At 66.1% G+C, this 11945-nt stretch carries 12 protein-coding genes; 3 read left to right on the forward strand and 9 right to left on the reverse strand.

Annotated elements, in window-relative coordinates:
• The first annotated feature begins 24 nt into the window (after positions 1-24).
• Entirely contained in the window at positions 25-1254 is a 1230-nt protein-coding gene (locus VLI63_RS01160) for a DUF349 domain-containing protein (RefSeq protein WP_409155067.1), read from the forward strand.
• A 94-nt stretch (positions 1255-1348) separates the two neighbouring features.
• Entirely contained in the window at positions 1349-1936 is a 588-nt protein-coding gene (locus VLI63_RS01165) for a hypothetical protein (protein ID WP_409155068.1), read from the forward strand.
• On the opposite strand, the gene VLI63_RS01170 is transcribed toward VLI63_RS01165, so the two are convergent.
• The 9 genes from VLI63_RS01170 to VLI63_RS01210 form a co-directional block, all read right to left on the reverse strand.
• Positions 1923-4214, reverse strand: coding sequence for a RelA/SpoT family protein (locus VLI63_RS01170; protein WP_409155069.1), 2292 nt, complete (start codon positions 4212-4214; stop codon positions 1923-1925). The genes VLI63_RS01165 and VLI63_RS01170 overlap by 14 nt on opposite strands.
• Before the next feature lie 90 nt (positions 4215-4304).
• A complete protein-coding gene (locus VLI63_RS01175) occupies positions 4305-4640 on the reverse strand; it encodes a rhodanese-like domain-containing protein (RefSeq protein ID WP_409155070.1) in 336 nt (111 codons plus the stop codon).
• A 24-nt stretch (positions 4641-4664) separates the two neighbouring features.
• Positions 4665-5675, reverse strand: a complete 1011-nt coding sequence (gene secF, locus VLI63_RS01180) for a protein translocase subunit SecF (RefSeq protein WP_409155071.1) — start codon at positions 5673-5675, stop codon at positions 4665-4667.
• A complete protein-coding gene (gene secD / locus VLI63_RS01185; RefSeq protein WP_409155072.1) occupies positions 5675-7462 on the reverse strand; it encodes a protein translocase subunit SecD in 1788 nt (595 codons plus the stop codon). The genes secF and secD overlap by 1 nt, the downstream gene beginning before the upstream one ends.
• Positions 7463-7559: 97 nt before the next feature.
• Positions 7560-7976, reverse strand: coding sequence for a preprotein translocase subunit YajC (gene yajC / locus VLI63_RS01190; RefSeq protein WP_409155073.1), 417 nt, complete (start codon positions 7974-7976; stop codon positions 7560-7562).
• A 72-nt stretch (positions 7977-8048) separates the two neighbouring features.
• Positions 8049-9080, reverse strand: coding sequence for a Holliday junction branch migration DNA helicase RuvB (gene ruvB, locus VLI63_RS01195; RefSeq protein ID WP_409155074.1), 1032 nt, complete (start codon positions 9078-9080; stop codon positions 8049-8051).
• Complete coding sequence (gene ruvA / locus VLI63_RS01200) at positions 9077-9691, reverse strand: Holliday junction branch migration protein RuvA (RefSeq protein WP_409155075.1); 615 nt, start codon at positions 9689-9691, stop codon at positions 9077-9079. Before ruvA ends, ruvB begins: the two co-directional genes overlap by 4 nt.
• On the reverse strand, positions 9688-10266 hold the full coding sequence (ruvC, locus tag VLI63_RS01205; protein ID WP_409155753.1) for a crossover junction endodeoxyribonuclease RuvC: 579 nt from the start codon (positions 10264-10266) through the stop codon (positions 9688-9690). Before ruvC ends, ruvA begins: the two co-directional genes overlap by 4 nt.
• A 31-nt stretch (positions 10267-10297) precedes the next feature.
• The gene (locus VLI63_RS01210; RefSeq protein ID WP_409155076.1) at positions 10298-11059 is read right to left on the reverse strand and encodes a YebC/PmpR family DNA-binding transcriptional regulator; all 762 of its coding nucleotides are present in this window, start codon (positions 11057-11059) and stop codon (positions 10298-10300) included.
• A gap of 78 nt (positions 11060-11137) precedes the next feature.
• Between VLI63_RS01210 and VLI63_RS01215 the strand changes: the two genes are divergently transcribed.
• The gene (locus VLI63_RS01215; RefSeq protein ID WP_409155077.1) at positions 11138-11410 is read left to right on the forward strand and encodes a DUF2277 domain-containing protein; all 273 of its coding nucleotides are present in this window, start codon (positions 11138-11140) and stop codon (positions 11408-11410) included.
• Positions 11411-11945 lie beyond the last annotated feature (535 nt).

Here is an 11945-nt window from a genome sequence, read left to right on the forward strand (position 1 = left end):
GGCCGACAAGCAAAGGTGAGACTTTTGGCGACAGACGAACAGGCTCCATGGGGCCGCGTTGACGAGACCGGCACCGTCTTCGTGCGCGACGGCGAGGGCGAACGCGCGGTGGGACAGTATCCCGACGGCACTGCGGAGGAGGCTCTCGGCTACTTCCAGCGCAAATTCGTCGAGTTGGCGGGCCAGGTGACGCTTCTCGAACAGCGCATCAAGCGCGGCACGGCGGCATCGGATGTCGCGAAGACCATCTCTGCGCTCAAGACCACTGTGGCCTCCGCCAATGCCGTGGGCGACCTGCCCTCTCTCACGAAGCGACTCGACGCGCTGGACGGCGCCGTCAGCGAACTCACCGAGAAGCAGACCGCCGAGACGAAAGCAGCCACCGAGGCGGCTCTCGCCGAACGGGAGGCTCTCGTCGTCGAAGCCGAGAAGCTCGCTGCGCAGGACCCGGCCAAGGCCCAGTGGAAGCAGGTCAGCGCCACCCTCGACGACATCTTCGCGCGCTGGCAGAAGCACCAGGCAGACGGCCCCCGGCTGCCCAAGAACGAGAGCAACGAGCTGTGGAAGCGATTCCGCGCCGCGCGCACCATCATCGAGACGCACCGCAAGGCCTTCTTCGCCGAACTCGATTCCGTGCACAAGGACGCCCGCAACAAGAAGCAGGAGCTCGCCGAGAAGGCGGAGGCCCTCATCCCCAAGGGCCTCGATGGCATCCCGGTCTACCGCACCCTTCTGGACGACTGGAAGGCCGCCGGCCGCGCCGGTAAGAAGTTCGATGATGCCCTGTGGCTGCGCTTCAAGGCGGCCGGAGACGCACTGTATTCGGCGAAGTCCGAGGTCGACGCCAAGGACAACGAGGAATTCAGCGCCAATCTCGAGCTGAAGCTCGCTCTTCTCACCGAGGCCGAGCCGCTCGTGACCGAGACCGATCGGGTGAAAGCGAAAGACGCGCTTCTGTCCATCCAGCGCCAGTGGGATGCCATCGGCAAGGTGCCGCGCGACAAGGTCAAGCCGATCGAGGACCGCTTGCGCAAGGTCGAGACCGCGGTGCGCAAGCTCGACGAGGACCACTGGCAGAAGAGCAATCCCGAGCGGATCGCCCGAGCCGAGGGGCTCGCCGGCCAACTGCAGGATGCCATCGCCAAGCTCGAGGCCGAGCTCGCCGACGCGAAAGCCGGCGGCGACGCCAGGAAGGTCGCGGATGCCGAGGAGGCCCTTGCGGCTCGCAAGGCCTGGCTGAAGGCGATCGGCTAGCGCCCCTCCCTCCGGTCCACGCGCGGGCAGCGACTGTCCACAGATCGGGTTGCGCACCCGATGCGCTCCGATGGCATCCGCAACGATGGCTGGCATGTCCCGCTTGCCGTCCGTACTCTTCCACTCGGATCTCCCCCAGGCAGAACTCCACGCGGCCAAGCTGGACGGTGAGCTCTATCGCGTCGACCAGTGCTTCAGCCCCATCGACGAGATCGAGTCACGCCTTCTGCGGGCGCGCGCCCTGTTCCTGACCATCCCGCCACGACTCATCGTCGAGCAGCGCAGTGCCGCGTGGGTCTACGGCGCGGCCGGATTGCCGACCCGGCACCAATTCTGCGCGGACATCACCGCCCGGGTGCGACCGGCGACCCTGGTTGCGCTGAGCGTTCGTGAGGTGGTGATCGACGACGAGGACCTCGAGCACATCGCGGGACTGGCGGTGACAACGCCGGTGCGCACCGTCGTCGACCTCGCCCGAAACAGCCTCACCTTCGACGACGAAGAACTGGCTGTGATCGGCTCGTTGATGCGGATCGACCGGTTCGGCCTCGAGGAATGCCGCGCCGTTCTCGACCGCCGCCGCAACCTGCCCCACAAGACCCTCGCCGTCGAGAGGATCCGCGAGGCGGCGCGGCGGATCGAGTCGGTTCGACGACCGCGAGAGGGGCTCAGCCCCCGTTGACCCGGTAGACGTCGTAGACCGCGTCGATGCGTCGAACGGCATTGAGCACGGCATCCAGATGCGTCGTGTCACCCATCTCGAAGACGAAGCGACTGAGGGCGAGACGATCACTGGAGGTCGACACCGAAGCCGACAGGATGTTGACATGGCTCTCGGACAGCACCCGGGTCACATCCGAGAGCAGTCCGGCCCGGTCGAGCGCCTCGACCTGGATCTGCACCAGGAAGATGCTCGACGACGTCGGCGCCCATTCCACGTCCACCATGCGCTCGGGCTCGTTGAGGAGCGAGGCGACATTGTGGCAATCGGTCTTGTGCACCGAGACTCCGGAACCCCGGGTGACGAATCCGACGATGTCGTCGCCCGGCACCGGCGTGCAGCACTTCGCGAGCTTCACCAGGATGTCGGGAGCTCCGCGCACGAGCACGCCGGAGTCGCTGTTGCGCAACTGCTTGCTGCGCCCCTTTGTGGGGAACGGGATCTCGGCGTCTTCGGTCTCCGCCTCGGTGTGCAAGGTGCCGAGCACCTTCTCGATCACCGACTGGGTGGAGACGTGTCCCTCCCCCACGGCGGCGTAGAGCGCCGAGATGTCTTCGTAACGCATCTGGGCCGCGACCTCGTTGAACGAGTCCTGGTTCATCAGCTTCTGGAGCGGCAGATTCTGCTTGCGCATGGCGCGCGCGATCGCATCCTTGCCCTGCTCGATCGCCTCGTCGCGCCGCTCCTTGGTGAACCACTGCTTGATCTTGTTCCGCGCGCGGGGACTCTTGACGAAGTTGAGCCAGCCCTGGCTCGGTCCGGCATCCGGGCTCTTCGAGGTGAAGATCTCGACGACATCACCGGAGTTGAGCGTGCTCTCGAGGGGCACCAGCCGGCCATTGACCTTGGAGCCCATGGTGCGGTGACCGACTTCGGTGTGCACGGCATAGGCGAAGTCGACCGGGGTTGCGCCCGCGGGAAGGCCGATGACCTTCCCCTGCGGGGTGAAGACGTAGACCTCCTTCGCGCCGATCTCGAAGCGCAACGAGTCGAGGAATTCGTTGGGGTCGGCGGTCTCGGCCTGCCAGTCGGTGATGTGGGCGAGCCACGCCATGTCGCCGTCGTCGCTCGTCTCGCTCGACGAGCCCTTGCCGTTGACGCGCTCCTTGTACTTCCAGTGCGCCGCGACACCGAACTCCGCGCGCTGGTGCATCTCATCGGTGCGGATCTGGATCTCCACCGCACGGCCCTTCGGCCCGATCACTGTGGTGTGAAGCGATTGGTACAGGTTGAACTTGGGGGTCGCGATGTAGTCCTTGAAGCGACCGGGGATGGGGTTCCACCGCGCGTGGATCGACCCGAGGACCGCATAACAGTCGCGAACCGATCCCACGAGCACCCGGATGCCGACCAGGTCGTAGATCTCGTCGAATTCACGGCCGCGCACGATCATCTTCTGGTAAATCGAGTAGTACTGCTTGGGCCGACCGACGACCTTGCCCTTGATCTTCGAGGCTTTGAGGTCGTCCTTGACCGCGTCGATCACCTGTTGCACGAACTCTTCACGCTGGGGAGTGCGCTGCTTGACCAGGTTCTCGATCTCGATGTACAGCTTCGGGTAGAGCACCGCGAAGGAGAGGTCTTCCAGCTCCCACTTGATGGTCTGGATCCCGAGCCGGTGCGCGAGCGGGGCGTAGATCTCCAGAGTCTCCTGGGCCTTGCGGGTGGCGGACTCCGCCGGCACGAAACCCCAGGTGCGGGCGTTGTGCAGCCGGTCGGCGAGCTTGATGACGAGAACGCGGATGTCCTTGGACATCGCGACGACCATCTTGCGCACGGTCTCCGCCTGCGCGCTGTCGCCGTACTTGAGCTTGTCGAGCTTGGTGACGCCGTCCACCAGCATCGCGATCTCGTCGCCGAAATCCCGTCGCAGCAGGTCGAGCGAATAGTCGGTGTCTTCGACGGTGTCGTGCAACAGGGCGGCCGCAAGGGTCTTGGGGCCGATGCCGAGGTCGGCCAGAATCTGGGCGACCGCGACCGGATGCGTGATGTACGGCTCGCCACTGCGGCGCTTCTGGCCGCGGTGGGCGCGCTCGGCGGCGACGTAGGCGCGCTCGATGATGCTCACGTCGGCTTTCGGATGGTGCATCCGCGCCGTCTTGATCAGGCGGTCGACCGCCCCGGTGGGCTGGGCCTTGGAGAAGATGCGCGGCAGAAGCGTGCGGAGCGAGCCGGTGGCGGGACCGTTCGAACCCGGGGTGGGAGGCGCAGAGGGACCGGATGTCGTCGTATCAACCATCAGCGTTCCTCCTGCAGCAAAACTATCACCGCGCGGATGCTGCACTTCGCAGGTTCGCTCACGGCACGATGCTCCGGCTGCGCGACGGGGTCACTCGACGCGAGCCGCGTCCGTTCCCTCTGAGACCAAGGGTCCATCGGCGGCCGACCACGCGAGCATGCCGCCGGAGACGTTCACCGCATCCACTCCGGACTGAGCCAGCGCGGTCGCCGCACGCTGCGAACGCCCACCGGAGAGGCACACGACGAGCACCTGCTGATCTGTGGGCACTTCCGCGAGGCGCGCTCCGAGTTCTGACAGGGGCACGAGGTGGGCGGATGGCGCGTGGCCGCGGTCCCACTCGTCCTGCTCCCGCACGTCGAGCAACCAGGTGCCGCCTTCGCTCAGCGTGATCGCTTCGCTCGCGGTGACTGACGGTACGGCCATGGTCTGCCCTTTCGATGATTTCGGCTATTTGACGGTGGCGATGCTGGCTTCGCGCACCGCGAGGGTGCGCTTGTCTCGCTTCTTGATGGCTTCCTCACCGCTGCGCAGCTGGGCATACAGCGGTGCGGCGATGAAGATCGTCGAGTAGGTGCCGACGATGATGCCGATGAAGAGGGCGAGCGAGATGTCCTTCAGCGTGCCGGCGCCGAGCACGAACGCGCCGATGAAGAGGATCGAGCCAACGGGCAGGATCGCGACCACCGAGGTGTTGATCGAGCGAACGAGGGTCTGGTTCACCGCGAGGTTGACGGACTCTGCGAAGGTGCGACGCGACTCCGCGCCATCCTCGCCCGTGTTCTCCCGGATCTTGTCGAAGACCACGACGGTGTCGTAGAGCGAATAGCCGAGGATGGTGAGGAAGCCGATCACCGCCGCGGGGGTTACTTCGATATGGAACACCCCGTACACACCGGCGACGATAACCAGGTCATGCAGGAGCGCGGTGATGGCCGCGACCGACATCTTCCACGTGCGGAAGTAGAGCGCCATCACGATCGCCGCGAGAATGACGAAGACGATGAGGCCGGTGAGGGCCTGCTTCGTGATGTCCTGCCCCCAGGTGGCGCCGATGAAGGAGGTCGTCACCTCGGAATCCTTGATGTTATAGGCCTTCGCGAGGGCCTGCTGGATGGCGACACTCTGCGAACTCGTGAGCTGGTCGGTCTGAACGCGCACCGACGAGTCCGTACCCACGAGCGTCACCCGGGGATTGGAACCCGGCTCGACCGCGAGCACGGTGTCCTGGGCGAGGGTCTGTGCCTTGGTCGAATCGAGGCCAGCCGAGCTCGCGATCTGGAACTGGGAGCCGCCGAGGAACTCGATGCCGAAGAGGAATCCACCCCGCAAGATCGGCACGATGATCACGATCAGGATAAGGAGTGCGGAGATCCCGTACCAGATCTTGCGCTTGCCGATGATGTCGTACGAGCGCTTGCCCGTGTAGAGGTCGTTTCCGAACTGCGAGAAGCTGGCCATCAGGAATCCTTCCCGTCGGTTTTCGTAGAGGAAGTGCTCGACCCGGGCTTCTTCGCAGTCGCGGCGGGCTTCTTGGTACCGGGCTTGGTCGCTTCGAGCTCAGCGGCCTTGCGTTCGGCGATGGTCTGGCGCTTCTGTGCCTCTTTGCTGACCGAAGCCTGCTTGATGGCGGACACCGCGGTCGGCTCGCGGAAGGTCGCGCGTCCGCGATAGACCGCGCCGAGCGCGCGCGGGTCGAGTCCGCTGAACCGGTGACCCTCACTGAAGTACTTGCGACGGGAGATCAACTGCAGGATCGGGTGGGTGAAGAGGGCGACCACCACCAGGTCGACGAGGGTCGTGAGGCCGAGTGTCAACGCGAAGCCCTTCACGTTTCCGACCGCGAGGATGAAGAGGATCGCGGCGGCGAGGAAGTTGACGGTGTCCGACGCGATGATCGTGCGGATGGCGCGCTTCCAACCCGCCTCCACCGCCGACTCGAGCGCACGACCGTCTCGCAACTCGTCGCGTATTCGCTCGAAGTAGACGATGAAGGAGTCAGCGGTGATACCGATCGCCACGATGAGACCGGCGACTCCGGCCAGCGACAGTCGATAGCCCTGCCGCCACGAGAGCAGGTCGACGATGAGGAAGGTGATGGTCGCGGCGACGACGAGGGACGCGACAGTCACCAGACCGAGGGTGCGGTACTGCAGCAGCGAGTACAGCACCACGAGCACGAGGCCGATGAGACCGGCGAGCAGTCCGCTCCGCAGCTGGCTGGTACCGAGGGTGGCCGAGATGCTGTCATTGCTCTGCACCTTGAAGCCGATGGGTAGTGCGCCGAACTTGAGCTGGTCCGCCAGGGTCTTGGACGACTCCTGGGTGAATGACCCGGTGATCTGCGGCTTGCCGTTGCTGATCACTGCGTTCGTCGTCGGCGCCGAGATCACGCGACCGTCGAGGACGATGGCGAACTGGTTGCGAACGCCCGTGAGCGCGTTCAACCGTGTCGTCACCTTTGCGAACTCGTCGGTTCCCTTGCCGTTGAAGATGATGTTGACCGCCCACTGGCCGGTGCTGATTCCCTGGCTGTTCGAATTGAGACCGTTGGTCGCATCGGAGATCGTCTCCCCCGCGACCTCGACCGGGCCGAGGATGTACTTGGACTGCTGGCGGCCCGCTTGCGCGACATCGCAGGTGATGAGCGGTTTGTCGGCGGGAGCGACGTTGGTCTTGGCCGCCTCGACCTTGTTGCAGGTGAAGTCGTCGAACTGCTTCTGCAGGGCGGGCGTCACGTAGGACAGATCGCTGCCGTTCGTCGGGCTCGCGGTCGGCGTCGACTGAAGCGGGGCTTCCGAGGCGCCGGGGGTGGGAGTGGGCGTCGGGGTGCCGACCGCACTCGTGGCCGCGGCATCCGAGACCAGCACGGCCCGGAACTCGAGCTTCGCGGAGGATTCGATTCGATTGATGGTGGCCTGGTCCGGGGTGCCCGGAAGGGACACCACGACATTGGACGACCCCTGCGTGTTGATCTCCGACTCTGACACCCCGCTCGCGTCGATGCGCTGGCGGATGATCGCCACGGCCTGGTCGAGCTGCTCGGTCGTGGGATTGGCGGCGCCGTTGGCCACCTGCGGCGTGAGGATGATCTGCGTGCCGCCCTCGAGGTCGAGGGCGAGCTTCGGAAGCCAGGAGCCTCCCGCGAAGATGGCGGCGTACCCGTTGAGGCCCGCGAGCCCCGCAACGATGATCAGCAGCCAGGTCAGCGACCTCAGGGCCTTCTTGACCGGGGTCGTTCTTGCCACGGGAGACTCAGCTTTCTACGCGCGCGACCCGGATCAACGACCGGGCACACAGGAGGCTCGCGCACAGGTCATGCGCGAGCACACATCAGGTTAGTGGTTAGTTGTCGGTCTTCTTGGGTGCTGCCTTGCGCACGGGCTCCGTCGCCTCCGGCTCGACGCGCTCACCGAATTCGGGGTCTCCCACGACGATGGCGTTGTCTTCGTTCAGCTGGACCGAATCGGCAGCGTCATCGCTCTCCGATGCTTCCGGTGTCTCGTCCTCGACGGCCTTGAGGATCGTCTGGCGGTGGATCTTCAGCACCGTGCCCGGAGTCGTCTCGATGAGGGCCATGTTGGTGTCTTCATCGATCGAGAGGATCGTGCCGTAGAGGCCGTAGTTCGTCATGATCTCGACGCCGGGCGCGATCGCCGCCTGGCGGGCGGCGGTCTCCTTCGCACGCTTACGAGAGGTGCGGAACTGGAAGAAGACGAACACCGCGAGCGCGACAGCGATGAGAATGAGTGTGGGATCCATGGGGAAAGAGCCTTTCAGGGGCGTGTTGAGAACACGGGGAGTCTAACCCTGCGCACTGTGACCAGCTTCCGATTATAGGTCATCACCGAACAGCGCCGACTCGACGCGGGGGATGCCGAAGTGCGCCCAGGCCTGCTTCGTCGCGACTCTCCCGCGGGGGGTGCGCGTGATCAGTCCAATACGCACGAGAAACGGTTCGACCACTGATTCGATCGTCTCCGCCTCCTCCCCCACCGACACGGCGAGGGTGTTGAGACCCACCGGTCCACCGTCGAATCGGGTGAGGATGATATCCATCACTGCCCGGTCGAGCCGATCGAGACCGAGGGCGTCGACGTCGTAGAGCTCGAGGGCAGCGTGCACGGCCTCGATGCCTGCCGTGCCGCGCACGAGCGAGTAGTCCCGCACCCTGCGCAACAGCCGGTTCGCGATCCTGGGGGTGCCCCGACAACGGCCGGCGATCTCGGCGAGGGCCTCCCGCTCCATCCGCAGGTCGAGTAGGGATGCCGCGCGGGTGAGCACCTGCTCCAGCTCCGCCTCCGAGTAGAACTCGAGGTGGGCCGTGAATCCGAACCGGTCTCGTAGCGGGTTGGGCAGCATCCCCGAGCGTGTCGTCGCACCGACCAGCGTGAACGGCGCGAGGTCGAGCGGGATGGAGGTCGCTCCCGCTCCCTTGCCCACCATGATGTCGATGCGGAAGTCCTCCATCGCGAGGTAGAGCATCTCCTCCGCGGAGCGCGCCATGCGATGGATCTCGTCGATGAAGAGGATCTCCCCCGGCACGAGTGAGGAGAGCACTGCGGCGAGGTCTCCGGCGTGCTGGATGGCCGGTCCGCTGGACATGCGCAGGGGGCGACCGCTCTCCTCGGCCACGATCATCGCGAGGGTCGTCTTACCGAGCCCGGGTGGACCGGCGAGAAGGATGTGGTCCGGGGTGCGATTCTGCAGGGTCGCCGCCTGCAACAGCAGCTGCAGTTGCGCCCGCACCTTGGCCTGGCCGACGAACTCTGCGAGGGTGCGGGGGCGCAGGGCTCCCTCGAAGGCGAGCTCGGCATCCGACTCCAGGGTCGGCCTCACGATAGCGACGGAGGGATCATCCATCATCGGGTGCCCACCTTCTGCGGGCCGAGCTGGGTGAGCGCGAGTCGAAGGACCGTCGCGACCGATGACGATTCGGCGGCGGATGCTCCGGCTAGCGCGTCATCGACCGCTTGTGCGGCGATCCTCTCCGACCAGCCGAGGCCCACGAGCGCAACGAGCACGCTGTCACCGACGGATGTCGCCGACGGGGCTGTTCTCGCGGCCGGGGACGGGGCGATCTGCATCTTGCCGGCGAGGGAGAGCACGATGAGCTTGGCTGTCTTCGGGCCGATCCCGGAGACCTTGCGGAACGCGGAATCGTCTTCGGTCGCGACGGCGGAGGCCACCTGGCCCGGGGTGAGGACGGCGAGCACCCCCATGGCAGACTTCGGTCCCACGCCCGTGACGCCACGAAGGAGGTCGAAGACCGCTAGTTCATCCGAGTCGACGAAACCGAAAAGGGAGAGATCGTCCTCTCGCACGATGAGAGCGGTGCGCACCAGCGCCTCGACGCCGACCCTCAGGCTGAGGGCGTGCTGGGGGGTCACGGTGACGGCAAGACCGACCCCGCCGACCTCGATGACCGCCGTGGTTCCGGTGACGCCGAGCACTGTGCCGCGCACCGAGGAGATCATGATCCCAGCCTACGTTTGGGGGCCGACTTCGAGGCGGAGCGCTCCGCGGCGAGCCATGTCTCCTGCGCCTTGGTGAGCGATCCGCCGGGAACGGCGACGGTCGCGCCACGCTTCCAGGCATGGCAGATGGCGATGGCGAGGGCATCCGAGGCATCCGCGGGCTTCGGCAGCTCATCCAAACCCAGCACCTTCGCCACCATGGTCGCGACCTGCTTCTTGTCGGCCGAACCGTAGCCCGTTATGGCGGACTTCACCTCCGACGGCGTGTGGAGCCCGACCGCGAGTCCGCGCTTGGCGGCGAGGTGCAGGGCAACCCCGCTGATCTGAGCGACACCCATGACCGTGCTGAGGTTCTGCTGCGCGAAGACCCGTTCGATCGCCACAGCCTGCGGCCTGTGCAGGTCGAGCAGGCGCTCGATCTCGTCGCCGACCAGCAGAAGGCGCTGCTCGAGGGGCAACTCGGTGCCGCTTCGGATCACGACCACGTCGACGAGGGTCGCCCGCCGTGTCGGGGTGACATCGACGATGCCGACGCCGCACCGGGTGAGCCCCGGGTCGATGCCGAGCACGCGGATGGTGGCGCCATTGGGTGCGACCACCGGGGAGCTACTCCTCGTCGTCGAGCTCGGCCTGCACGTCGGCCGGCACGTCGAAGTTGCCGTAGACGTTCTGTACGTCGTCGTTGTCGTCCAAGGCGTCGATGAGGCGATAGATCTTGCGCGCCGTCTCCGCGTCGACCTCGATCGTCACCCCGGGCACGAACTCGACATCGGCGGAGTCGTATTCGATGCCGGCATCCTGCAACGCGGTGCGCGCGGCGACCATGTCGTGCGGTTCGGTGATGATTTCGAAACCGGCGCCACGGTCGTTGACCTCTTCTGCGCCGGCATCGAGCACGGCGGCGAGGATGTCGTCCTCGCTCACGCCATCAGTCTTGGTGACGGAGACGACACCCTTGCGACTGAAGTTGTAGGCGACGCTGCCCGGATCACCCATGGTGCCGCCGTTGCGGGTCATCACGGTGCGCACATCAGCCGCCGCGCGGTTCTTGTTGTCGGTGAGGCACTCGATCAGCAGGGCGACGCCGCCCGCCGCGTAGCCCTCGTACATGATGGTCTGGTAGTCGACGGCTTCGCCGAGCTGGCCCGATCCGCGCTTGACCGCCGAGTCGATGTTCGAGTTCGGTACAGAGGTCTTCTTCGCCTTCTGGATGGCGTCGACGAGCGTCGGGTTGCCGGCGAGGTCTGCACCCCCGAGCTTGGCGGCGACTTCGATGTTCTTGATGAGTTTGGCGAACGACTTGGCACGGCGAGAGTCTTTGATCGCCTTCTGGTGCTTGGTGGTTGCCCATTTGGAGTGGCCTGACATGCTGAACATTCTATCCAGCGCTGGGATGCGGGCCGGGACACTCTTGATCCGGATGCCCAGCGCGCCTAGCCTCGCTGCATGTGCCGAAACATCCACACTCTCCACAATTTCGAGCCTGCCGCCAATGACGACGAAGTTCGGGCCGCGGCGCTGCAATACGTACGCAAGATCAGCGGCTCGACCAAGCCGGCGAAGGTCAACCAGGACGCCTTCGATCTGGCGGTACACGAGATCGCCCACATCACGCAGCACCTGCTCGAGGACCTGGTTGCGACAGCTCCCCCGAAGGATCGCGAGATCGAGGCCGCGAAGGCTCGCGAACGCAACGCGAAGAGGTTCGCGACCGCCTGAGCCGGGGCTCGTCCACGCCAGCAGGGCCACCGCCAGCGCCCTGCGGCCTGCGGCCCTGCGCCCTGCGCCGTGCGCCCTGCACCCAGCGCCCTGCGGCCCTGCGCACTTCGCCCTGCGGCCCCGCGGCCCTGCGCCCCTGCGCACTGCGCCCCGCGGCCCCGCGGCCCTGCGCCCTGCGCCTTGCGCCCCGCGCCACGCGCCTTGCGCCCCGCGCCACGCGCCTTGCGCCCCGCGCGGCGCAGTGGCGCTCCTGCGCAGGTCGCCTGCGTTCCGACATGCGTCACACCGGGCCCTCGCGGACACACCGGGCCGGCGTGCCGGCCCGGTTTGTCCGGAACCGCCCGGATTGGGGGAAACGTGCCTTGCGGACCCGGCGCACCCAAACGCCAACGCCTCCAGCTGGTCCGCGCGCACCCGATCGAGGAAGCACTCGTGAAGCAGGTTGTCGCGTCCGCGTAACCCACGTGCACTCCGCCGAACTGCCATTTTCTGCGCCAAAAGGCGCTCGTTGGGACAGAATCTGGCATCTCGAAGC

The organism is Lacisediminihabitans sp. H27-G8, assembly GCF_046156175.1.
Taxonomy (GTDB): domain Bacteria; phylum Actinomycetota; class Actinomycetes; order Actinomycetales; family Microbacteriaceae; genus Lacisediminihabitans.

Bases quoted from the DNA above. Each gene is read 5' to 3' on its own strand.
- ruvB (WP_409155074.1), bottom strand. From the start codon at position 9,080: ATGATGGATGATCCCTCCGTCGCTATCGTGAGGCCGACCCTGGAGTCG.
- VLI63_RS01175 (WP_409155070.1), bottom strand. From the start codon at position 4,640: ATGGCCGTACCGTCAGTCACCGCGAGCGAAGCGATCACGCTGAGCGAA.
- VLI63_RS01210 (WP_409155076.1), bottom strand. From the start codon at position 11,059: ATGTCAGGCCACTCCAAATGGGCAACCACCAAGCACCAGAAGGCGATC.
- ruvA (WP_409155075.1), bottom strand. From the start codon at position 9,691: ATGATCTCCTCGGTGCGCGGCACAGTGCTCGGCGTCACCGGAACCACG.
- yajC (WP_409155073.1), bottom strand. From the start codon at position 7,976: ATGGATCCCACACTCATTCTCATCGCTGTCGCGCTCGCGGTGTTCGTC.
- VLI63_RS01165 (WP_409155068.1), top strand. From the start codon at position 1,349: ATGTCCCGCTTGCCGTCCGTACTCTTCCACTCGGATCTCCCCCAGGCA.
- VLI63_RS01215 (WP_409155077.1), top strand. From the start codon at position 11,138: ATGTGCCGAAACATCCACACTCTCCACAATTTCGAGCCTGCCGCCAAT.
- secF (WP_409155071.1), bottom strand. From the start codon at position 5,675: ATGGCCAGCTTCTCGCAGTTCGGAAACGACCTCTACACGGGCAAGCGC.
- VLI63_RS01170 (WP_409155069.1), bottom strand. From the start codon at position 4,214: ATGGTTGATACGACGACATCCGGTCCCTCTGCGCCTCCCACCCCGGGT.